The organism is Limisphaerales bacterium (genome assembly GCA_014382585.1).
Classification (GTDB): domain Bacteria; phylum Verrucomicrobiota; class Verrucomicrobiia; order Limisphaerales; family UBA1100; genus JACNJL01.
Map to the genome: position 1 here is coordinate 54,095 of JACNJL010000017.1, position 21,874 is coordinate 75,968.

The following is a 21,874-nucleotide window of genomic DNA, read 5'->3' on the forward strand; positions in this document are numbered from 1 at the left end:
AATTTGGAAAAGCATCCTGAACATTCTGCTCATCAATGTTAAAATTACAACTCCGTTCCGGTGAGGCGTTGGTAGGCTTCGAAATAGCGGGCTTGGGAGCGTTGGATGAGATCTTCGGGCAACTCGGGACCCGGAGGAGTCTTGTCCCAGTCGAGGGTTTCGAGGTGGTCGCGGACGTATTGTTTGTCGAAGGCGTGTTGGCCGCGGCCGGGTTCGTATTCGTCCAGTGGCCAGAATCGTGAGCTGTCGGGGGTGAGCACTTCGTCGATGAGCACGAGTTCGCCGTCGATGCGGCCAAATTCGAATTTGGTATCGGCAATGATGATGCCGCGTTCGCGGGCGTAGTTGCGGGCTTCGGTGTAAATTTGCAGCGAGAGGTCACGGACTTTTTCGGCGGTTTCGCGGCCTTCAATTTCCACGGCTTGTTCGAAGGAAATATTTTCGTCGTGGCCTTGGTCGGCTTTGGTGCTGGGGGTGAAAAGCGGCTGCTCAAGCTCGGCGGATTCCAGCAAATCATCGGGCAAAGGGATGTCGCACACGGTGCCTTTCTTCTTGTATTCCTTCCAGCCGCTGCCGGTGATGTAGCCGCGGACGATGCATTCAATGTTGAGCGGCTCGGCTTTTTTAACAACCATACTGCGCGGGGTGAGGTGGGCGAGATTTTCGGGCAAGCCATCGGCCACGCGGTGGTTGGGAACGAGGTCGGCATATTTATCGAACCAGAAATGAGAAATCTGCGTAAGCACTTCGCCTTTGCGCGGGATGCCATTAGGCAGCACGACGTCAAATGCGCTCACGCGATCGGAGGCGACGAAGAGGAGGTGTTCTCCCATATCAAAAATTTCACGGACTTTGCCGCTTTTGATTTTGGTCAGTTCAGGAATGTTCAGCTCTAGCAATGCGTCATTGGGCATACGCGGGAGTATCCAAAAGATCGGCCTCACGGCAAGCGGGGAAAATTCACAATCCATTCTCGGCCCGCCGACAACCTCGACACTGCACCGGTTCGCCGTTATTTTCGGTGCGTGAATATTTTGGTTACCGGCGGGGTGGGGTTCATCGGCTCGCACGTGTGCGAACGGCTGCTCGACGTCGGCCACACGGTGTGCGCGCTGGATGACCTCAACGATTTTTACGATCCCGCCCTCAAGCAAAACACCCTGCGCGAACTGCAGGCGCGGGCGCAGTCCTTCGTGTTTGTGCACGCGGACATCACGAATCGTGCTGAGGTCGATGATGTATTTGGCAGTATGACCTTTGACCAAATCATCCACCTCGCCGCCCGCGCCGGTGTGCGTCCCAGCCTTGAGCAACCGGCGCTGTACCAACGCGTTAACGTCGAAGGCACCACGAACATCCTCGAAGCTGCCCGCGAGCGGGGTATCAAAAAAATCACCATCGCCTCGTCGTCCAGTGTGTACGGCGTGAATTCCAAAGTGCCCTTCGGCGAGGACGATCCCATCTTCAATGCTATTTCGCCTTATGCCGCCAGCAAGCTTGCGTGCGAATCGCTGGGGCACGTTTACCATCACGTGTATGGAATGGACGTTTGCCTGTTGCGATTTTTCACCGTGTACGGTCCACGCCAACGCCCCGATCTCGCCATCCATAAATTCGCAAAACTCATGCACGCCGGTCAGCCCATCACAATGTTTGGCGACGGCACAGCGTCGCGCGATTACACGTACGTGGATGACACCGTCGACGGCGTCATTGCCGCCACCGAGCGAGAGTTCGGCTGCGAAATCATCAATCTCGGTGAATCTCAAACCGTCAAACTCAGCCGCCTCATTGAGTTGCTCGAAACCGCCCTTGGGACAAAAGCAGAAATCAATCGCGAACCCGCACAGCCCGGCGACGTCCCCATTACCTTTGCCAACATCGAAAAAGCCCAGCGCCTCCTTGGCTATCATCCGCAAACAAAAATCGAAGATGGTATCCCGCGCTTCATCGAGTGGTTCCGCCAGCAAACCGCCTGACCATGCTCGCTGAGTTTGTTTACTGTTATTTGCTGCGCCCGTGGCCGTTGCGGCCACTGGCGAATTGGGCCATTCGGCAGCTGTTGCCCGCGCAGGTTAATTTTGGCGAAGCGGTTGTGGTGCTCAATCCTGATGACCCCGTTGTTTCCGGCGCATTGCACTTTGGCGTTTACGAAAAAGCGGAGACGGCTTTTTTCCAAATCGCTTGTCGTGAAGGAATGACCTTTCTCGATGTGGGCGCGAACATCGGCTACTACACCGCGCTGGCCGCACGCGCCGTGGGACCCAACGGAAAAATCATCGCGCTCGAACCCGATCCCGACAGTTTCAAGTACCTCGAGCAAACCATCGCCGCCAATGTTGCGGAAAACGTGCAGGCATTCCCTGTTGCCGCCTCCGATGCACCAGCCAAACTGCCCCTTTACATTTCGGCTGACAACCGCGGCGACAATCGCCTTTACGCGCCGGGTGAATCCCGCCCGAAAATTGAGGTGGAGGCCGTGGCGCCCGATGCGTTACTTGCCGAAAACAAAATCGATACCGTCGATCTCATCAAAATCGATGTCCAAGGGTACGAACCCAAAGTCATCGATGGCCTGCGCGACACCATCACGCGCTCGCCCAAGCTCACCTTGCTCACCGAGTTTTGGCCCAAGGGCATTCGCGATGCGGGCGGTGATCCCACTGAATTTCTCAACACGCTTCGCGACCTCAACCTCACGCTGCACGAGTTGAACGCGAATGGCGAACTCACCGAACTCACGGATGATGCCGATCTCATCGCCCGCCACCCAGGCCGCCGCTATACCAATCTTGTCGGACGCAAACAAAACTGATGGCCGAACGCGAATCCAAACTCACTTTCCTGCGCCAAAGCGGCTGGCTCACCCTCGCCACCGGCGTTGCCGGTGTGACGTCGTACGCGGTGCACCCTTTCCTCAAGGATGCCCCGGCCGAGTACGGCGCGTTCACCGCCATGCTTGCATTGTTGAACCTCATCGCCATCCCGGCCATCGGTTTGCAGGCCGTTTTCACTCACAAGGCAGCGGAAGCAAAAAACGAGGAAGATTTCCATACCATCGCCCGCGAACAAATTGCCATCGGCATCGTCGTGTTTATGCTGGCGGTTGGGTTGTGCATTTGGATGAAATTTTCAGGCGATACACTGGTGAAATCGCTCAAACTGCCCTCGCTCGAGATATTGTTCCTCACGCTGGCCTCGGGTGTGTTCGCACTTTTGCTGCCAATGGTGTATGGCGTGTTGCAGGGACGGCAGCGATTTTTCTGGCTTGGCTGGGCGATGCTCTCGCTGGGGGTGGTGCGGCTCGCAGTGGCGGCTGGACTGGTTCATTTCCACGGCGCCACGGCGCTCAACAGTATGGTAGGCGTGGGGTTGGGGTTTCTCACTGCGTTCCTGTTGGCGGGCGCCACCATGGGGTGCCCCTCGTTGATGCCGCGTGAATGGCTGCCGAGTGTCATGAAAATTGATTGGCGCGACATGGCCCGGCGGTTTGTTCCCCTGTCGCTGGGCGGCGGCGCGGTGATTTATATGATGAACCTGGACATGATCGTGATGAAACGATTTTTTGACGAGACCCAAGCCGGTTTTTATGGCGCGGCGGGCACGATCGGCCGGGCCCTCATTTTTTTTGTGGGCCCTATGGTGATGGTGATGTTTCCCAAGATCGTGCGCAGCCGCGCGGAACAAAAACCCACCGACGTGCTAAAGCTAACGCTGCTGCTGACCGCCGGACTGTGCGCCGTGGCGGTGACGCTCGGCATCCTCGTGCCGAAACTGCCACTGCAAATCATTTACGATGATTCGTATTTCAAAGTGGCGCCGCTGGTGTCGTGGTTCATCGCCGCTATGGCCCCGCTGGCGATCGCGGCGGTGGTGGTCAATAACATCCTCGCGCGTGGGGCCTACTCGGTCATTTACTGGCTTCTGCTGCTGCCGGCGCTTTACACCGGCGTGCTGTGGCACGTGGCCCCCCAAATTGCCGAGCTCACGGCGGGCGGCTTCAACATTCAAGCATACATTTCGATGGTTCAGGTTATCGGCATGGGCAACCTGTGTTTCCTGGCTGCTTCGGTGCTCCTCACTTGGTCGGCTTATCGGCAGACCGAGGCGGAGGCGCGTTGAGCTTGAGGTACAGCCATGTTTCCAATGGCCGCAATGGGCGCAGCCAATTATAAAAGGGCGAGTGCACCAGCCGCAGCCGCACGACGGATAAAAACATCACCAGCGACAGCCGCCACAAATTGGCGGTGACCTTCGAGCCGAGCTGATCCGTCCATTCAATGGGCACTTCCTTCACCGTGTGCCCCGCGCGGCGCAGTGAAAAGAGCAGGTTCACATCAAACGCGAGATCGGCGATGCGCAGCGATTCAAGAATATCCTCCAATGCCTCGCGCCGCATCACCTTGGCGGGACATTGTGTGTCGCGGATGCCCATCCAAAACAGTGCCGACACAATCGTGTGAAAGCCGCGACTGAACACCCGCCGCAACGGCGATTGGCTTTGGTGCAGCACCGATCCGGGCATCCACCGCGAGCCGATCACGCAATCGGCTTCACCCGCCGCGCAGCGCGTGGCCAATTCGTGGAATGCACTGGCCGGCGTGGCGCCATCGGCATCCACGTAGCCGGTCAACACCGCGTTGGCCTCGGCGGCGCGTTTGAAGCCTTCGATGAGCGCGCCGCCTTTGCCGATGGGTTCGTCAAAATTCAATGGCGCAATTTCCGGAAACTCCTCGGCGATTTTTTTGACCACCCCCAGGGTGTCATCGCGGCAACCGTTGAGCACTACCACCGCGCGAAACTCGCCCGCGTAGTTTTCGCGAAAGTACTCCGCGTAATCGCGCAGCACCGGCCCGATGCGCTCCTCCTCGTTGTACGCGGGGATGAGCAACAGCACGCCGGGTTGGTCTTGGGCGTCGGCCATCACGAGAGATTCACGGGGTCAATGTCGATGGTCAAGGTTACGTCGTCGGGCAAAGTGAGTTGGGCGTCAATGAGGGCGAGGTGGCGGCTGAGGGCGCTCATTTGGCCGAGGCGCAGCATAATTTGGTAGCGATAAAAATTTTCCGCGCGCAGCAGCGGCGCGGGCGCGGGGCCGGCGATGACGAGGTCCGGCAATTTCGGAGCTAATTTTTCTAACTCACGTTTGATGTGGTCGGCGGAGAATTTGACTTTGTCTTCATTGCGGCCGCGGATGGTGAGCAATGCCGCGCGCGTGAAGGGAGGATACAAAAGCTGTTCGCGAAATTCCATTTCGGTTTCGAAGTAGCCCTCAAAATCGTGGCGACGCGCAAACTGAATGGCCGGATGCACCGGCGAAAAAGTTTGCACCACGACTTCCCCTTCCACATCCCCACGCCCGGCGCGCCCAGCCACTTGGGTGAGCAATTGGAACGTGCGCTCGCCCGCGCGGAAATCAGCGAGATGCAAACTGGTGTCCGCGTACACAATGCCCACGAGCGTGACGCGCGGGAAGTGCAGGCCTTTGGCGATCATTTGTGTGCCGACGAGGATATCAATTTTGCCGCGCCGAAAGTCGCCGAGGATGCGGCGAAAATCGTCCTTGCGCTTGAGCGCGTCCGAGTCCATTCGGCATACGTTAGCGTCGGGAAAGAGCTTGCGCAAAACGTCCTCCACTTTCTCCGTGCCGAGCCCGTGAAACCGAATCTTGGGCGAGCGGCATTTTTCATTTGGGCATCGCTGCGGCGCGCGGTCTTGATGGCCGCAGATGTGACAGCGCAGCGTTTGTTCGCGGCGATGGTATGTGAGTGAGAGGCTGCAATTCGGGCACTCGGCCACGAGCCCGCAATCGGGGCACTGCATTGAGGTCGCAAAGCCGCGGCGATTGAGAAATAAAATAGTTTGCTCGTTGGCCTCGAGCCGATGGTGAATGGCGTCCTTGAGCCGCTGCGAAAAAATCGGCGGCCCTTTGTCGCCTTTGGATTTTTCCGTGCGCATATCCTGCACGCGCACGAGCGGCATCCGTTTGTCGTCCACGCGGCTCGGCATTTCGAGCAGCGTGTATTTGCCACGCTTGGCGTTGTGATAACTTTCCAGCGAAGGCGTGGCCGAACCAAGCACTACCGTTGCCTCCTCGCGCTGGCCGCGCACCACCGCCAGATCGCGCGCGTGATAGCGCGGGGCTTCCTCCTGTTTGTAGGAATGTTCGTGTTCCTCGTCCACAATGATGAGCCCCAGCGGCTCCACCGGCGCGAAGATGGCCGAGCGCGCGCCGATGACTATCTTCGCGCGGCCTTGCCGTATCTTGTGCCATTCGTCGTGGCGCTCGCCCGCGGACAAATGACTGTGCAGCACCGCCACCAAAGTCTGCAACGGCCCGCTGCTAAATCGCGCCTTAAACCGTTCCACCGTCTGCGGCGTCAGCGAAATTTCCGGCACCAAAACAATGGCCCCTTTCCCTTCCTCCAAAGCCCGAGTGATGGCTTGCAAATAAACCTCTGTCTTCCCACTTCCTGTCACTCCGTGCAAAAGAAAAAACTTCCCACTTCCCGCAATAATTTTTTCCAACGCCTCGGCTTGTTCGGAGTTGAGTTTTAATGGCTCAGTGGGAACGATTTGTTCGTTGGCGTAGGGGTCGCGCTCGGTGATTTGTGGGGCGATCTCGATGAGGTTTTTGTCTTCGAGCTTGCGGACGGTTTGGGCGGTGGTGCCAGTGAGGCGCAGTAATTCTTGCAGCGCAATCGACTGATGCTCCTCGATGACGTGATAAATTTCTGTCTGCCGTTTGGTTAACGAGTTGATGCTATCTGCGCCGGGCAGCACGCGGGCAAAGAGGCGTTCACGCCAGCCGTCCTGTTCTTTGCGGATGGCGTCGGGCAGCACGCTTTTGAGAGCGGTTTCGGGCGCGCAGCAATAGTAATCAGCCATCCACCGCGCCAACTCGAGCACGCGCGGGGTCACCAGCGATTGCGCACCGATGATTTTGAGGATGGGTTTGAGCGTATCGAATGTGGACGACTCCGCCAGCGCCGTCACACAGCCGAGCACCTGCCGTCTGCCGAAGGGCACTTTTACGCGCGTGCCCACCTCAATGCGGCCGGCGAATTCCGGCGGGATGAGGTAATCAAATTCCCTGCGCAGGGCAATCTCGAGTGTCACGCGCGCAACCACACCAGCAGTTTCGCCGCGCCCCGTTGCGGGGGCGAGCCCAATGAATTAACAGACCTCGACGCCGCGCCGTTCTTCGCCTAAAAGGGCCGTGTGAAGGTGCGGACTTGGATTATTATCCTGATCGTGCTGGCGATAGACGCTGGCATTCTGTGGTGGTGGCAGGGCTATCGACTGGCGCGCAGTCAGGATTCCGTGATTCGCGCCGCGGCCGAGCATTACGATGTGGCCCCCGCGCTGGTGAAAGCCGTGGTGTGGCGCGAGAGTCGCTTTGATGCCGATGCGCGCGGCACTTCCGGAGAGTTGGGCCTAATGCAAATCCGCGCTGCTGCTGCCGGCGAATGGGCCGAGGCTGCGGGCATCACCGACTTTCACCATGCCCACCTCCTCAACGCCACCAGCAATACGCTTTGCGGCGCGTGGTATTTGCACAAACTCATCAACCGCTATCAGCATACCGATGACCCCATCGCTTACGCGCTGGCCGATTACAACGCCGGCCGTTCAAATGTACTGAAGTGGAACAACGACGTAGCGGAAACCAACAGTGTTGCGTTTATTGAAAATATTGATTTCCCGACCACCAAAGATTACGTGAAAGCCGTGAAAGCTAAATTTGAGGAATATCAGGGGCAGCTTGAGTAAACGTAAAAAATCAAACCGCCGCTACTTTCAATCCTCCGTCAACGCATCCATCCGTTCCTGCAACAACCGGCGCGCCGCTTCACGTTCAATTTCATCCGCGTCACGTGGCACGCGCACCATTTCGCCAATGCGAATGTGGCAATGGGAAAAAGGGAGCGGCAATTTGAACACGTCCCAACTTTTGAATTCTTTTTTCCATCCGACAGTTGCCGAGACGGGCACGATGGGGAGGCCGGAAATTTGCGCGAGCATTAGTGCGCCCGGCTGCACCTCATAGCGCGGACCGCGCGGACCGTCGGGGGTGATGGCAAAATCGTAGCCGCGTTTGGCCCATGTGGTCAGCTCGCGCAATGCCTGCGCGCCTCGTCGGCTGGAGGAGCCGAGCACTGGTTGAATGCCGTGATACTTCATCACTCGCGCGAGGATGGCGCCGTCCTTGCTCGCACTCACCAACGCGGCCAACCGGCGGTGCGGTTGGCGGGCAAGAAAATATTTCCGGTATGCCGGAGGCGCCAGCAGCAACCGGTTATGCCACAGGCTGAAGATGACCTGTTGATTCCCAATCGTCGACAACGTGTCGGAGGCGTCCTCAAGATCCAGTCTCCACGTGCTGTCAAACAGGCGGGTGACGCTGTGGGCTGCCGTTGCTGCCAGCGCGCCATGCCAGCGAAGGGGGTTCGGAACCCCTACCTCGGATTTACGGTTGCGGGCGGCCGTACTCATTTACCTTTTTGCAATGCAGCCCGCACCAGCGCATCCACCGGCTGATCCGGCCCGAGCATTGCGATGGCAGCGCGGATGGCGTCTTGCGCGTCCTTTGGCTTGGAGCCCAGCGCGATGAGCGCGGAGATGGCGTCAGCCATTTTTTGGTCATCGGCGTTAGTGAGGGCATTCGGATCCCGATCCGCTTCGTCACCGAGTTTGTCTTTTAATTCCACGACAATGCGTTCGGCGGTTTTTTTGCCAACCCCACTGATACATGAAAGCGCCTTCACATCGCCGTTGGCGACAGCCGCACGGAAGGCCGCAGGCGTGGTGCCGCTCAACACATTGAGCGCCAGTTTCGGGCCGATGCCGCTTACGTGGCGGATGAGCAATCTGAAAAGGTCGCGCTCAGTCTCGGTGCTGAAGCCGTACAGCACGTGCGCATCATCGCGGATGGCCAAATGCGTCAGCAGTGTTACTTCGCCGCCGGGCATTGGCAGCTTGTCGAAGGACGACAACGGGATGAGTACTTCGTAACCTACGCCGTTCACATCGATGACCACTTGCGTGGGCAGCGCTTCGGTGAGTTTACCTTTGAGAAATGAAATCATCCGCGGTCGTTATAATTTCTGCGCGGGGCCGATGGCAAAACGTTTGTTCAAATGGGCGTACGTAATCGCCAGGGCCAGCGCGTCAGCCGCATCGGGCGCGGGCAATTCCTCGAGCGCCAACATACGTTGCACCATTTTGGCCACTGCAAGTTTCTGCGCGTTGCCGTGGCCCACGATGGATTGCTTCACCTTGCGCGGTGCGATTTCATAAATCTCCAGCCCACCCTCCGCGATGGCCGCCATCGCCGCCCCGCGTGCCTCGCCCATAATGAGCGCGGTCTTTGGGTTTTGCGCGTAAAACAATCCCTCAATTGCGCACACCGTGGGCCGGTGCGCGGCAATGATTTCGCGCAATTTTTTGGAAATAGCCACAAGGCATTCACTGCGGCTCCATTTTGGCGGACACTGAATCGTGCCTTGCGCCAGTGTTTCAGGATTTTTTTTGTCCGATCGAACAACGCCAAACCCAGTACCGCGCAGCGAAGGATCCACGCCAAGAATGAGCGAATGATGGGTAAATTTTTGAGGCGTCGCAGCTTTCTTACCGCTCACGCGTTCCTGCAATTGTTCAAACTGGCGTGCCGAAATGCCCACGGCGGCAGCCTAATCTTTCCTGGGCTTCGGAGCGAGCTTGGAAGTGATTTCCCCACACTTCATCAACGCCAGCAAAGGATACGCCGTGCCGCTGTAGGTGATATAGTGAAACTTGTCGGTATTGAGCGAGCGCGTCCACCATCGGCCGCTGGCGCGTTGGTTAGCGAGCAGCCAGCGCACGGCTTTTTGCAAACGCGCATCCTTCGCGGGCACGCCCGCATCGCGCAGCACGAGCACGGCGAGGCCGGTCATGTGGCCATCGCTCGGCGGGTTTTTGAATTCCGGTTCCGCGCGCAGTTTTTTTGCGCGATTGCCGCGGCCCCATTTTTCGGGCTTGGAAAATGTGCGAATAGCCCAACCGCCATCGTCGCGTTGGTGACTCCACAACATCTCGATAAGTTTTTGCCGCCGTTCATTCGGCAATAAATCCGTCATCTGCGTAGCCGCCCACAGCAACACCACACCACCGTAATCATTGGGCGGTTCAGTTTCGCGCAAATATTTTTGTAACGAGGCGATGCCGGCCATTGCCTTTTCGTTTTTCAATCTGCCCCGCCATCCCGGCGCGGCCGCTACGGCCATCGCGGCCACGGTGGCTTCTTGAAACGCGCTCGATTCAAATGGCGGCCAGCAATCCAGTGTGCCCCACGCGCCGTTTTTTTGCTGGATGCGGAGCATTAGTTCCAGTGCCGCGGCGGTTTCCTTCGAGAGCTTGCCGGTGACGTGTCGGTCCCATTCCGCCAAGCCGGCCGCGGTGTAAATTATTTCTGCCGGCTGGGTGCCTTTTCGCAGCGCGGCGGGTTTCAGTTTTTGGAAATTTTCCAATTCACCCGTGAACAGTTCGCGAATCTCTGCCGTGGGTTTGCCGAGCGCGGTGGTCAACGCCGGCCGGATTTGCATGTACGTGCCCGTCGTGTGGCACGTCACGCAGCCGCGCTTGCGCGTCCACGCCAATGCGCCCTTCTCAAGATAGTCGTTCGCTTTCGCCAGCGAGAATTTTTTCAAAACCGGCTCCTCCGCCGAAGCCGCCGGAATGGTGATGTTGGGGGACTCGTATTGCGGCGCGGCGGCGAACAGTGCCGGGCCTACAAAGCACCAGAGAAATCTCTTCACATTCACGCCAATATTTCCTTCGCCACGTTGCCGGACACATCGGTCAGCCGGAAGTCGCGGCCGGCGTGGCGGTGGGTGAGTTTTTCGTGGTCGAGGCCGAGCAGATGCAGCAGTGTGGCGTGGACGTCGTGGATGTGCATTTTGTTTTGCTCGGCGTAGAAGCCGTAGTCGTCGGTGGCGCCGTGGCTGTAGCCGCCCTTCACGCCGGCACCGGCGAGCCACATGGTGAAGCCCCACGGATTGTGGTCGCGCCCGTCCATGCCGCTGCCTTGCACGGTGGGCGTGCGGCCGAATTCGCCGCTCCACACGATGAGCGTGTCGTCGAGCAATCCGCGCGCCTTCAAATCGTGCAGCAAACCGGCGATGGGCTTGTCCACCTCGCTCGCTTTTTCAGTGTGACCTTTGCGGAGGTTGCCGTGTTGGTCCCATTGCACTTTGCTGTCGCTGTGAGTGACCTGCACAAAGCGCACGCCGCGTTCGGCAAACCGCCGCGCCATCAAACATTGCCGACCGAAGTCCTCGGTGACCGCGTTGTCGAGGCCGTAGAGTTTGCGAGTGGCTTCGGTTTCGCCGCGGATGTCTTGAATCTCCGGCATCGCCGTTTGCATGCGGAAGGCCAGCTCGAAGGAATTGATGCGGCTCTCGAGCATCGGATTGGGCACGCCGCCGAGATGGTCGCGGTTGAGTTGTTTCAAAAAATCCAACTGCGCGCGCTGTTGGCCGGGCGTCCACTTGGGATTTTTGATGTGATGCACCTTCGCGTCCTTCGCCTTGATACTGGCGTTGCCGATGGGCGTGCCGGCGTAATGCGCGGGCAGAAACGCGCTGCCCCAATTGTTCACGCCGCCGTGCGCGAGCGTGGGGCAAATGGTCACGAACGCCGGCAGATTGGCATTCTCCGTGCCGAGCCCGTAGCTCACCCACGCGCCCATGCTCGGCCGCACAAAGTTGTCCGCGCCGGTGTGCAGTTTCAAAAGCGCGCCGCCGTGGGCCGGATTGGTGCCGTGCGCGCCGTGTAAAAAACAAATGTCGTCCACGTGCCGCGCCACGTTCGGGAACAGCTCGCTGACTTGATGCCCGCACTGGCCATATTTTTTGAATTTCCACGGCGACGCCAGCAGATTTCCGGTCTTGGCAAAAGTGACTTTGGGTTTGCTGAACGGCAGCGGCTTGCCGTGGTCGCGTTGGAGCAGTGGCTTGTATTCAAACGTGTCCATGTGCGCCGGGCCGCCTTTCATGAACAGGAAAATCACGCGCTTGGCCCGCGGCTTGAAATGCGGCCGCCGTGCCGCCAGCGGATTGTCCGCGTGCAACATCGAGGTCAACGCGACCGAGCCAAAGCCCAGCGCTGTGTTCCGAAGCATGTCACGTCGCGTCATCATTTTCTTTTTACCACAGAGACACAGAGAGGAGGGGCGTGCTGTCCCTGCGCGCCGCGGCGGTTTGGGACAAACCTCCCTACCGTTTCAATCTCTGTGTTCTCTGGGGCTCGGTGGTTCATTTCAGATACAAAAATTCATTCGACGAAAGCATCGCCTGACAAAGCGCTTGCCAACTCGCCTGACGGTCTTGCGCAAATTCGTTCACAAACGCGACTGCACGTTTGTTTTCTTCAGCAGTGGGTTTCCGGTTGAAGATTTTTGCGTAAAGCCATTGGGCACGTTGAGCGTTGGTGAGTTTTTTCTCGGCCAACATTTGTTTCGCCATCATTGCGCACGTGCGAAGGACGAGCGGGCTGTTCATTAAATACAGCGCTTGCGGGGCGATGGTGGTGTCGGATCGGTTGCCGTTCACGGTGCCGGGGTCGGGGAAGTCGAACAGTTCGAATAAATCGTAAACGTGATTGCGGATGACCGGCAGATAAATGGCGCGGCGATTGCTGCCGTACGTGGTGGCATCCTCGGAGGTGTGGTTGAAGACGAGTTTGTAATTTTCAAAAGTCCAAATCGTGCCGCCGACTTTTAGGTCGAGTTGGCCGCTGATGTGCAGCAGCGAATCGCGCAGCGGTTCGGCTTCCATCCGGCGCAAGGGCGCACGCGAATGCAACAGATTAGTCGGATCAATTTTCAGCGCGGCGGCTTTGGGCGTGCTGCTCATTTGAAACGTCGCCGAGTTGAGAATGAGCGCGTTGAGCTTTTTCACCGACCACCCGTTTTCCATGAACCACACGGCCAGCCAATCGAGCAAATCGGGATGCGATGGCTTGGCTCCGAGCTTGCCGAAATTATCCGTGGTGGCCACCAGCCCGCGCCCGAAATGCCAGCGCCAAACGCGGTTTACCATCACGCGGGCCGTGAGTGGGTTGTTGCGGTTGGCAATCCACCGTGCCAGTTCGAGTCGCCCGCTCGCTTTGCCGTTAATCGGTTTGGCGTCCGACAGCGCACGCGGGAAATGGCGCGGCTGGATTTCGCCGGGCCGCTCGTGATCGCCCCGCACGAAGATGGGAACATTCGTCGCGTTGCCGTCTTCCACGCCCATCGCGCCCGGCAGCACAAACACATTGGCCTCCAATCGCATGAGCGTTGCGTTGAGTTTTGCGAGTTCGGCTTGATTGGCTTTCGAGTATTTTTTCTCGGGTGCGTCCGGCAATTTTTCCAATTTTAAATCCACGAGCAATTGTTGATTGGCCTTGGCAGTAAATGCGGTCACCACTTTTTTCTGCGCGGCAATCAGTGCGTCGTGTTTTTCCTTCAGCTTCTGATGCGCGGGAGTGGCGAAGGAATGCTCGTGCCACTTGGCAATGGTCTTCAGCGAGTCCATCGTCTTCGTGCTCTTAAAAATGCCCGCCAGAGCGTAGTAATCGGCGGTGGGGATGGGGTCGAACTTGTGGTCGTGACACCGGGCGCAGCCGAGCGTGAGCCCGAGCAGCGCCTTGCCGAGCGTGTCAATTTGCTCGTCGATGATGTCCATCTCCATCTTCATCTTGTCCGGCTCGGCGAGCACCTTGGGCCCCATCGATAAAAAACCTGTGGCGATCCGTTGCTCCCGCCGCCGCGCCTCATCCTTCGCCGGCAACAGGTCGCCCGCGATTTGCTCGATGAGAAACTGGTCGAACGGCTTGTCCGCATTGAACGACGCCACCACATAATCGCGATACCGCCACGCATTCGCATGCGCCGCGTTTTCATCCAACCCATTGCTGTCGGCATAACGCACCACATCCAGCCAATGCCGAGCCCAGCGCTCGCCGTACTGCGGCGTGGCCATGAGATTTTCGATTTCAGTTTTTAGACTGGCGTTTTTGGAATTGGGCGCGGACGGCAAACCGGTCAGCGCGTAGTGAATGCGCCGCCGCAAGTCACGCGGGGCAGCGGTCGGGGCGGGTTGGAGGTCAGATTTTTCTAATCGCGCGAGGATGAACTGGTCGATGGGAGTTTTCACCCACGCCTGATTTTTGACCGCCGGCAGCGCGGGCTTTTTCACTGGCTGAAACGCCCAATGGTCGCGCGACTCATCCGCCGCGGGCAAAGCCATCGCTGCCAGCAGAAAAACCAAACTTGAAAGAGGTGTTTTCATAGCGATTCAGTCAGAAAAGTTTGGGCGAATCTCGGCCAATTTGCACGGCAATAAATTTAAGCCAACAACTCCTTCACCACATTTCCATGCACATCGGTGAGCCGGAAGTCGCGGCCGGCGTGGCGGTAGGTGAGGCGTTCGTGGTCGAGGCCGAGGAGGTGGAGCATAGTGGCGTGGAGGTCGTGGACGTGCACGACGTCCTTGACGGCGCGGAAGCCAAACTCGTCCGTGGCTCCATGGGCATAGCCGCCGCGCGTGCCGCCGCCGGCAAGCCAGCAAGTGAAGCCGTAGTGGTTGTGGTCGCGACCGTTCAGGGCAGGATACTCGGCAACGGGCGTGCGGCCGAACTCGCCGCCCCAAAGTACGAGCGTGCTGTCGAGCAGCCCGCGCTGGCGAAGGTCGGTGAGGAAAGCCGCGAGCGGTTGGTCCCAGTCGCCGGCGAGCTTGCGGTGGGTTTTTTCTAGGCCGTTGTGGTTATCCCACGGCTGGCCGTTGCCGCTCCACACCTGAATGAACCGCACGCCGCGCTCGAGCAACCGGCGCGTCATCAAAAGCTGCCGGCCGTGTGTGCCGCCGCCGTAAGCCTCGCGGATATGTTTCGGCTCGCGTTCAATATCAAAAACATCGCTGGCCTCGGACTGCATCCGGAAGGCCAGCTCAAAAGTCTGGATGCGCGCCTCGAGTTGCGGGTCGGCACCTCGCGATTTTAAGTGCTGCGCGTTGAGCGCTTGCGCGAGATTCAGTTGGTTTCGCTGTTGGGCGGGTGAGAGGCGGCTGTTGCGAATGTTGGCGATGAGCTTGGTGACGTCCGTGTGTTTGGTGTCGAGATGGGTGCCCTGATACGCGCCGGGCAAAAAAGCGCTGCGCCAGTTGCGCGTGGCGACGATGGGATATCCGCCCGGGCACATCACGATGAAACCAGGCAAGTTTTCGTTCAACGTGCCAAGACCATAATTCACCCACGCGCCAAAGCTCGGGCGCGGAAGTTGCCCGTCGCCGCAGTTCATTAACATCAGCGACGGTTCGTGGTTCGGCACCTCGGCCTTCATCGAGCGAATCACGCACAAGTCATCCGCTGCGGCCGCGGCTGTTTTGGAAAAAATTTCGCTGACCGGCAGTCCTGATTGGCCGTAGCGTTTGAATGTATACGGCGACTCCATCGCATGGCCCGTGCGGCGTTCGGTGCGGAAATTTTTCACCGGCAATGGCTTCCCATGCCATTTCGCAAGCAACGGTTTCGGGTCAAACGTATCCACCTGCGAAGGTCCGCCGTTCATGAACAAATGCACCACCCGCTTTGCCTTTGGCGCAAAATGCGGTGCCTTGGGTGCGTGTGGCTGTGCGCCATCCGCCAGCCCGGCCAGAGCCATCATGCCAAAGCCGGTGCCCGTGCGCGTGAGAAACTCGCGCCGCGAGGTGACGAATCGGTCAGCCATCATTTCGGTTTTATCAGTCATCCAATTATCATCGATTTACGGACTCGCCGGCTCGTCCCTCCAAAACGGCGTGCGATGGAGGGACGAGCCTGCGAGTCCGGAGCCACTAATCCACAAAAGAAAACTCGTTGGTTAATAGCAGCGCGTGGATGAAATTCTGCCACCTCGCTGCGTCAGGTTTTTTGCCGAGATACTTTCCTGCCAAGGCGGTTTCTCCCGCATCAGGCAACCGCGAAAATAGAATTTTAAAAATCTGCTCCACTTTCGCCGATTGCCCCGCCGGTAAATCTTTTCGCGCGGCGATGCGCTTGGCGTAATCAGCGATGGTGGCGTTGTTCATCAAATACAACGCTTGCGGTGAGACCGTGGTGGGTTCGCGCCGGGCGCAGGTGAGGTTTGGGTCGGGGAAATCGAAGGCGCGCAGGACAGGGGCGAGGTCCATTCGGTTGATGCGGCCATAAATGCTCCGACGTCCGTTGAAGCCGCCGAGGACGTTGACGGGCGGGCCGCCCAGCCGCGTATCGAGCTGGCCGGTGGCGGTAACGAGCGCGTCGCGCATCGGCTCGAAGCCGAGGCGGCGGCGATTGAATTTCCACAGCCAACGGTTTTCTGCGTCGGTTAAATTTGGATTCCGGATTTTGGAATTCTGGATTTCACCGGGATGGGTGCTGCTCATTTGCCACGTGGCGGAGGTCATGATTTGGCGGTGCAAATGTTTTAGGCTCCACTTGTGTTTAATGAAATCCGTGGCTAGCCAGTCGAGGAGTTCGGGGTGACTCGGCGGCTTGCTGCGTGTGCCGAAGTCGCTGGGGGTGGTGACGAGGCCGCGGCCGAAGTGCCATGCCCAGACGCGGTTGACGAGGACGCGCGCGGTGAGCGGGTTGTCCGGCGCGGCGATGGCGCGGGCGAGTTCGAGGCGGCCACTGCCGTTTTGGAAGGGTTGGCGCTTCGAATCGGACAGCACTTCAAGAAACTGCCGCGGCACAGGCTCGCCGCGTTGGTGTGGATTGCCGCGGTTGAAAATCATCGGCTCGTGCGGCGGGGAAATATCCGTCAGCACCATCGCGCGTGGCGGCGCGCCTTTGCCGGTCATGCTCCATTGCTCGACGGCTTTGATGAGTTTTTTGTAAACCGCTTGGTCGGGCCGATCGGGAATGAGCGCGAGGAAGCCCCAGCCGAGGCGGCGGGGAATCATCGGCGGCGAGTTTGGTCCGTAAAGAACAAGCCGCAGCGCCTCGGAATCGGCGTCGGCGAGGCAGGTGCTTTCGGTTTTCTGCTTTTGCCATTCGGCATCGACGGTTTTGAAAAGTTTGTCGTAGCCGTCGACGATGTCTTTCATCGACTTCGGTGGCGCGTCGGAGAAGGCAGCGCGGACGCGTACGTTCATCGGCAGTGCGACCGCTGCGCCAAACAACTCGCGATGCACCACCGAGGCCTGCGCGGCGAACTCGTCATCGGCCAACGCGGCGAAGCGATGCCACACCGTCCATACGGGGTCGCGTTGGCGTCGGGCGGTTTTCAAAAACATTTCCCACCGATGAATGACGTAGGGATTGATGGCGCCCTTGTCGGCGAGCAGCATAAAGTTTTCCGTGCTCGGCTGATTGCGTTTGGCGTGGACGGCGGTGAGGTATTCGGCGGTGCGCGTGCGGGCGGTGGTGATGATGTTCGCGCGCGTTTTGGCTACAAAATCATTTAGCGCCTTAAGGCGTTTTGTCATTTCGGCATCGAAGGCTCGGCGTTCGGCGGTGTCGGGCGCGGTTTGAAAAGTGGGCTGCAGCGTTGGTTCTGATGCGCTGCGGAAGACGCCGTAGAGCGAATAATAATCTGCTGTTGGAATGGGGTCATACTTGTGGTCGTGGCAGCGCGCGCAGGAAACCGTGAGTCCCATCAGCCCGCGCGTGGTGACGTCAATGCGGTCATCGAGAATGTCGTGGATGTTGCCCGAGAAGCGCGCGCCGAGCGTGAGGAATCCTAGCGCGGTCAGCGGTGTTTGATCATCGCCGAGATCGAGTTGATCGGCGGCGAGTTGTTCGACGATGAATTGATCAAAGGGCTTGTCCTCATTCAACGCGCGAATCACGTAGTCGCGATACGTCCACGCCCACGGGAAAGTTTTTTCCTCAAAAAACACATAGCCCTTGTTGTCCGCGTAACGCGCGACATCGAGCCAGTGGCGGCCCCAATGCTCGCCGTAGCGCGGGGAGGCGAGGAGTTTGGCCAATGTGGAATGCGGATTGCGGAATGTAGAATTGGGTTCAGGCGGCAGCCCCGTGAGCGCGAAATAGGCGCGGCGGTTCAGCACATGATTCGGCGCGCGCGGGGCGGGTTGGAGATGGGCCGCCTCGAGCTTGGCGAGGATGAACCGGTCGATGGGGTTTTGCACCCACGCCTCGTTTTTCACGCGCGGCGGTTGGGGGGCGCCGATGGGCTGGAAAGCCCAGTGCGGTGCCTCGGCGTGAGGGGCATCCATTTGCGGCGAGGTGCAACCGGCCAACCCCAACACAGTCACGGCAATGAATTTTATCCAGCCCTTCATGACGCTCGAAAAAGTTTGGACGCGCTCGACAGTGTTTGCACTGAAAAAATCACCACAGAGGCACAGAGAACACAGAAGTTATTCTCTGTGCCTCTGGGTGAATTGAATTGCCAGTCCCCCATATGTGTCCAAACTACCCAGCCGATGGCCGACAAACCCAAACTCACGCCGAAGCTCGATGCGACCAAGACGCATGTGGCAAAGGAGATGAAGATTGGCAGCCCGCTCATCTCGTGCCGATTTGAGCCAAAGGGGCGGTTTATTTTTGCGGGCGCGCAGGATTTTCACGTCTGGCGCTGGGAACCGGCTACTGGCAAAAAAGTGCAGATCAAAGGCGCCGACGCGTGGGTGCGCGCGATTGCCTTTACGCCCGATGGCAAGACGATGCTCACCGGCGGCTTCGATGGCCGTCTACTTTGGTGGCCTGTCAGCGGCGATGACGGCGACAAACCCACGCGCGCCATTGACGCTCATCACGGCTGGATCAAGGCCGTCGCCGTCAGTCCCGAGGGTACGCTCGTTGCGACCAGCGGCAACGACCGCCTCATCAAAATTTGGAACGTTGCCGACGGCAAACTTGTGCGCACGCTCACCGGCCACGAGTTGCCCGTGTACAACATCGCCTTCCATCCCAACGGCCGGCAACTCGCCAGCTCGGATTTGAAGTGCAACATTTTCGATTGGGAAATTGCCGCTGGCAAACTCGCGCGCAAGCTCAAGGCCGAGAAAATGCACAGCTACGACAAGACCTTTAAGGCCGACATCGGCGGCGCTCGCTCGATGCGCTTCAACGCCGACGGTACCCAGCTCGCCATCGGCGGCATCACCAAGGTGACCAACGCCTTCGCCGGCGTGGGCAATCCCGCCGTGGTCATGCTCGACTGGAAGACCGGCAAGAACCTCATGCAACATCTCGCCAAGGCCACCTTCCGCGGCGTCGCCTGGGGAATCGCGCTCGCGCCCGGCGGCACCATCATCGCCGGCGCCGGCGGCTCCAGTGGCGGGCAAATCTATTTCTGGAAACCCGACGGCAAGAATGAGTTTCACAAGCTCAAGATGAAAGACACCTGCCGCGACCTCCACCTCGCCCCGGACCAAACCCACTTCGTCACCGCCCACTACGACGGCCATTTGCGAATCTGCAAAATGGCGGAGAAGGCGAAGGGTTAAAGCAAGTCGTCCAAGTTGCCGTCGTCGTTGAAGGGCCAGCCGGTCGGCCCATGAACTTCCTCCAAATTATCACGCGTGGCGACTTGGCTGGCGTAAGTTTCGGAGATTTCCACTTCGTTTAAATCCAGCGTGTTGGCGATGCGGATGACTTTGGCTTTGGTGGTGTCGGGGATGACGAGCGAATGCAGCAGCAGCGAGAGGGCGTGGTGGTCGGTGGGAAAGGTCATCGGGATTTTGCTCGCCTGGAAGATGTTCGAGGTCTGCACGTTCACGTCGGTCACGTGCTGGTCGATTTGGTCGATGAGCCGTTGCGTGGTCACGTCGGCCATGCCGATGCCGGTGGAATTGCCGTGGCTTTGCGGGGTGAGGTTGCGCACAAAGATGCGGCGGATGTCCGGGGGGATGCTTTCACGGTCGCGCAGATTGCTGTTGTAACCATGCCCGCATCGGCCGATGACGTTGGGATCCATGCCGCTGCCGCTGATGTTTTTGCCGATGCGGTCGATCACCAAAATGTCCACATCGTCAAACGGCAGCAACGGCATCAGCCGCTTGGCCTCGGCGAGCAGTTCCTCCTCGCGCGACTCCATCTCCGCGGCGGGAACCACGGCAATGCGCGCGGTCTGGTGCCAGCTGTTCTCCACGATGCCCACGCCAAACAGCACCGGCGCCTTCTCGCGAATCAATCGGCTGATGCTGCGCAGCATCGGCTCGTATCCGTGCCGGCTCACCGCGCGGTGGAACGTCTCCGCGCCGACTTGTTTGCCGAGGCCGACGACGAGCATTTTCAACAGGCCACTGCCCAGCGGCGGGCCGAAGTCCGTGTGCAACTTCACGCGGTTGATGGGCACGATCGCGTCCGCCGCCAGCGCCTCGCGGGCGAACCACCCGTCGTACCCTTCCGGCGTGTGGCCGATGTGCTCCACCTCCAGCGACGCGCGCACTGGCACGCCCATCGCCGCCTCGGTGATGCCGTACTCGCCGAGCAGCTCCGTCTGCCCCTCCGGCGTTGCCCCGCCGTGGCTGCCCATCGCCGGTACGAGGTAAGGCTCACAGCCCGCATCTTTTAATTGGCCGATGACGGCGCCAACAATTTCTGATAAATTCGTGATGCCTCGGCTTCCCACCGCCACTGCCACGCGCAGCCCCGGCTTGAGATCGCCGCGCACCGCTCCCATCCCCAAAGCCACGGCGGCCGGGATGTCCACCGGCGGCGTCTCCTCAAACACCTGTCGCACCCGCATCATGCGCGGGAAGGCAATTTTGTGTTGCGTGGCAATTGTCATTGCAGCGCCGAATCGTTTGTCAACCAAAGGAAATGCGCGAGCCTTTTTTGGGATTGGTATTGTCAGATTTGTATTTTTACTCAGGTGTTCACGATATTCGGGAATCCCCCCCTTTTCTTTTTCTTGCACCGATGGCGCTGGCGGCTCACGCTTTGGGCGACTCATTGATCATGAACACAACACACACTCCAAAGGTCTCGACCAAATTAAACGGATTTAACCGCCGCGCATTTCTGGCCACGGCTACGCTGGCGGGGATGGGTTGCACGGCGATTGCCAAGCAAGGTACGCCCCGCGATTGGAGCGGCAAAAATCCAACGCGCTATCCGGAGCCGGATGTGCTGGTGTTGGATCCGGCGTTCGCAAAATATAAAATTGGCAACACGCCCATCCAGCGGTTGTACACGAGCCCCAAGATGCTCTGGGCCGAGGGACCGGCTTGGAATGGTGTGGGGCGGTATTTGCTTTGGAGTGATATTCCGAATAACCACCAGTTGCGCTGGCTGGAGGAGGACGGACACGTGAGCATTTTTCGGAAGCCCAGTGGCAATAGTAATGGCAACACATTTGATTTTCAGGGCCGGCAAATCTCCTGCGAGCACGGCAACCGTCGAGTGGTGCGTTATGAATACAACGGCAAGATCACCGTGCTCGCCGACAAGTTTGGCGGCAAACAATTCAATGCACCCAATGATGCCGTAGTGCATCCCAATGACGGAAGCATTTGGTTCACCGACCCCGGCTACGGCAGCCTCATGAATTACGAGGGCCACAAGGCCAACACCGGCAGTGTGCAACCGATACAGAAAGAAGCAGTTTACCGCATCGACGCGGTAACCAAAAAGGTTACCAAGCTCACCGATGAGATTTTTAAACCCAACGGCCTGTGCTTCAGCCCCGATTACAAAAAATTATACGTTGCCGACACCGGCGCGAGCCATTACCCCAACGCGCCGAAAAACATCAAAGTGTGGGATGTGGCAAACGGCGTGAGCCTGAAAAACGGAAAAGAGTTTGCCAGCATGAATCTGGAGATGGATGAAAAGGACGCCACCGGTGCCGTGCAAAAAACCGTGAAGGCCGGCATGGCCGACGGCATTCGCTGCGACACCGACGGCAACATCTGGGCCA

At 58.8% G+C, this 21,874-nt stretch carries 18 protein-coding genes; 6 read left to right on the forward strand and 12 right to left on the reverse strand.

What is annotated here, in order from left to right; translation table 11 throughout:
* Positions 1-44 precede the first annotated feature (44 nt).
* A complete protein-coding gene (locus H8E27_01090) occupies positions 45-914 on the reverse strand; it encodes a phosphoribosylaminoimidazolesuccinocarboxamide synthase (GenBank protein ID MBC8324212.1) in 870 nt (289 codons plus the stop codon).
* A 111-nt stretch (positions 915-1,025) separates the two neighbouring features.
* Here H8E27_01090 and H8E27_01095 point away from each other — a divergent pair, with 111 nt between their 5' ends.
* Genes H8E27_01095 through H8E27_01105 form a run of 3 tightly spaced genes read left to right on the forward strand, consistent with a single transcriptional unit; the run spans position 1,026 to position 4,122 of the window.
* Positions 1,026-1,979: an SDR family NAD(P)-dependent oxidoreductase gene (locus tag H8E27_01095; GenBank protein ID MBC8324213.1), complete on the forward strand. Its 954-nt coding sequence runs from the start codon at positions 1,026-1,028 to the stop codon at positions 1,977-1,979.
* Positions 1,980-1,981: 2 nt separating this feature from the next.
* A complete protein-coding gene (locus tag H8E27_01100; GenBank protein MBC8324214.1) occupies positions 1,982-2,815 on the forward strand; it encodes an FkbM family methyltransferase in 834 nt (277 codons plus the stop codon).
* Positions 2,815-4,122, forward strand: coding sequence for a hypothetical protein (locus tag H8E27_01105; GenBank protein ID MBC8324215.1), 1,308 nt, complete (start codon positions 2,815-2,817; stop codon positions 4,120-4,122). The genes H8E27_01100 and H8E27_01105 overlap by 1 nt, the downstream gene beginning before the upstream one ends.
* Here the strand turns inward: H8E27_01105 and H8E27_01110 are convergent.
* The gene (locus H8E27_01110) at positions 4,079-4,924 is read right to left on the reverse strand and encodes a glycosyltransferase family 2 protein (protein ID MBC8324216.1); all 846 of its coding nucleotides are present in this window, start codon (positions 4,922-4,924) and stop codon (positions 4,079-4,081) included. The genes H8E27_01105 and H8E27_01110 overlap by 44 nt on opposite strands.
* Complete coding sequence (gene priA / locus H8E27_01115; protein MBC8324217.1) at positions 4,924-7,131, reverse strand: primosomal protein N'; 2,208 nt, start codon at positions 7,129-7,131, stop codon at positions 4,924-4,926. Before priA ends, H8E27_01110 begins: the two co-directional genes overlap by 1 nt.
* 90 nt (positions 7,132-7,221) lie before the next feature.
* On the opposite strand from priA, the gene H8E27_01120 reads away from it, so the two are divergent.
* Entirely contained in the window at positions 7,222-7,773 is a 552-nt protein-coding gene (locus H8E27_01120) for a transglycosylase SLT domain-containing protein (GenBank protein MBC8324218.1), read from the forward strand.
* Between the two features lie 27 nt (positions 7,774-7,800).
* Here H8E27_01120 and H8E27_01125 read toward each other — a convergent pair whose 3' ends face one another.
* From H8E27_01125 to H8E27_01160, 8 genes are all read right to left on the reverse strand, one after another.
* Positions 7,801-8,496, reverse strand: a complete 696-nt coding sequence (locus H8E27_01125) for a lysophospholipid acyltransferase family protein (GenBank protein MBC8324219.1) — start codon at positions 8,494-8,496, stop codon at positions 7,801-7,803.
* Positions 8,493-9,089, reverse strand: a complete 597-nt coding sequence (ruvA, locus tag H8E27_01130; GenBank protein ID MBC8324220.1) for a Holliday junction branch migration protein RuvA — start codon at positions 9,087-9,089, stop codon at positions 8,493-8,495. Before ruvA ends, H8E27_01125 begins: the two co-directional genes overlap by 4 nt.
* A gap of 9 nt (positions 9,090-9,098) precedes the next feature.
* Complete coding sequence (ruvC, locus tag H8E27_01135; GenBank protein MBC8324221.1) at positions 9,099-9,590, reverse strand: crossover junction endodeoxyribonuclease RuvC; 492 nt, start codon at positions 9,588-9,590, stop codon at positions 9,099-9,101.
* A gap of 102 nt (positions 9,591-9,692) precedes the next feature.
* A complete protein-coding gene (locus H8E27_01140; protein MBC8324222.1) occupies positions 9,693-10,796 on the reverse strand; it encodes a hypothetical protein in 1,104 nt (367 codons plus the stop codon).
* Positions 10,797-10,798: 2 nt separating this feature from the next.
* Positions 10,799-12,178 carry a DUF1501 domain-containing protein gene (locus H8E27_01145; GenBank protein ID MBC8324223.1) on the reverse strand — a complete coding sequence of 460 codons (1,380 nt, stop codon included), beginning with the start codon at positions 12,176-12,178 and terminating at the stop codon, positions 10,799-10,801.
* Positions 12,179-12,293: 115 nt separating this feature from the next.
* Positions 12,294-14,312: a DUF1553 domain-containing protein gene (locus H8E27_01150; GenBank protein ID MBC8324224.1), complete on the reverse strand. Its 2,019-nt coding sequence runs from the start codon at positions 14,310-14,312 to the stop codon at positions 12,294-12,296.
* Between the two features lie 56 nt (positions 14,313-14,368).
* Positions 14,369-15,769, reverse strand: a complete 1,401-nt coding sequence (locus tag H8E27_01155; GenBank protein MBC8324225.1) for a DUF1501 domain-containing protein — start codon at positions 15,767-15,769, stop codon at positions 14,369-14,371.
* Positions 15,770-15,854: 85 nt separating this feature from the next.
* On the reverse strand, positions 15,855-18,287 hold the full coding sequence (locus H8E27_01160; protein MBC8324226.1) for a DUF1553 domain-containing protein: 2,433 nt from the start codon (positions 18,285-18,287) through the stop codon (positions 15,855-15,857).
* Between the two features lie 144 nt (positions 18,288-18,431).
* Between H8E27_01160 and H8E27_01165 the strand changes: the two genes are divergently transcribed.
* The gene (locus tag H8E27_01165; GenBank protein ID MBC8324227.1) at positions 18,432-19,457 is read left to right on the forward strand and encodes a hypothetical protein; all 1,026 of its coding nucleotides are present in this window, start codon (positions 18,432-18,434) and stop codon (positions 19,455-19,457) included.
* Here H8E27_01165 and H8E27_01170 read toward each other — a convergent pair.
* Positions 19,454-20,743: a DUF2088 domain-containing protein gene (locus tag H8E27_01170; GenBank protein MBC8324228.1), complete on the reverse strand. Its 1,290-nt coding sequence runs from the start codon at positions 20,741-20,743 to the stop codon at positions 19,454-19,456. The genes H8E27_01165 and H8E27_01170 overlap by 4 nt on opposite strands.
* Positions 20,744-21,000: 257 nt before the next feature.
* On the opposite strand from H8E27_01170, the gene H8E27_01175 reads away from it, so the two are divergent.
* Positions 21,001-21,874 (forward strand): SMP-30/gluconolactonase/LRE family protein (locus H8E27_01175; GenBank protein ID MBC8324229.1); only part of this gene is annotated, 874 nt, incomplete at its 3' end.

What these genes read in the sequence shown, in the direction of transcription:
- H8E27_01105 (MBC8324215.1), top strand. Translation starts at nt 2,815, where the DNA reads ATGGCCGAACGCGAATCCAAACTCACTTTCCTGCGCCAAAGCGGCTGG.
- H8E27_01160 (MBC8324226.1), bottom strand. Translation starts at nt 18,287, where the DNA reads ATGAAGGGCTGGATAAAATTCATTGCCGTGACTGTGTTGGGGTTGGCC.
- H8E27_01090 (MBC8324212.1), bottom strand. Translation starts at nt 914, where the DNA reads ATGCCCAATGACGCATTGCTAGAGCTGAACATTCCTGAACTGACCAAA.
- H8E27_01155 (MBC8324225.1), bottom strand. Translation starts at nt 15,769, where the DNA reads ATGACTGATAAAACCGAAATGATGGCTGACCGATTCGTCACCTCGCGG.
- H8E27_01170 (MBC8324228.1), bottom strand. Translation starts at nt 20,743, where the DNA reads ATGACAATTGCCACGCAACACAAAATTGCCTTCCCGCGCATGATGCGG.
- ruvA (MBC8324220.1), bottom strand. Translation starts at nt 9,089, where the DNA reads ATGATTTCATTTCTCAAAGGTAAACTCACCGAAGCGCTGCCCACGCAA.
- H8E27_01145 (MBC8324223.1), bottom strand. Translation starts at nt 12,178, where the DNA reads ATGATGACGCGACGTGACATGCTTCGGAACACAGCGCTGGGCTTTGGC.
- H8E27_01150 (MBC8324224.1), bottom strand. Translation starts at nt 14,312, where the DNA reads ATGAAAACACCTCTTTCAAGTTTGGTTTTTCTGCTGGCAGCGATGGCT.
- H8E27_01125 (MBC8324219.1), bottom strand. Translation starts at nt 8,496, where the DNA reads ATGAGTACGGCCGCCCGCAACCGTAAATCCGAGGTAGGGGTTCCGAAC.
- H8E27_01110 (MBC8324216.1), bottom strand. Translation starts at nt 4,924, where the DNA reads ATGGCCGACGCCCAAGACCAACCCGGCGTGCTGTTGCTCATCCCCGCG.
- H8E27_01165 (MBC8324227.1), top strand. Translation starts at nt 18,432, where the DNA reads ATGGCCGACAAACCCAAACTCACGCCGAAGCTCGATGCGACCAAGACG.
- H8E27_01100 (MBC8324214.1), top strand. Translation starts at nt 1,982, where the DNA reads ATGCTCGCTGAGTTTGTTTACTGTTATTTGCTGCGCCCGTGGCCGTTG.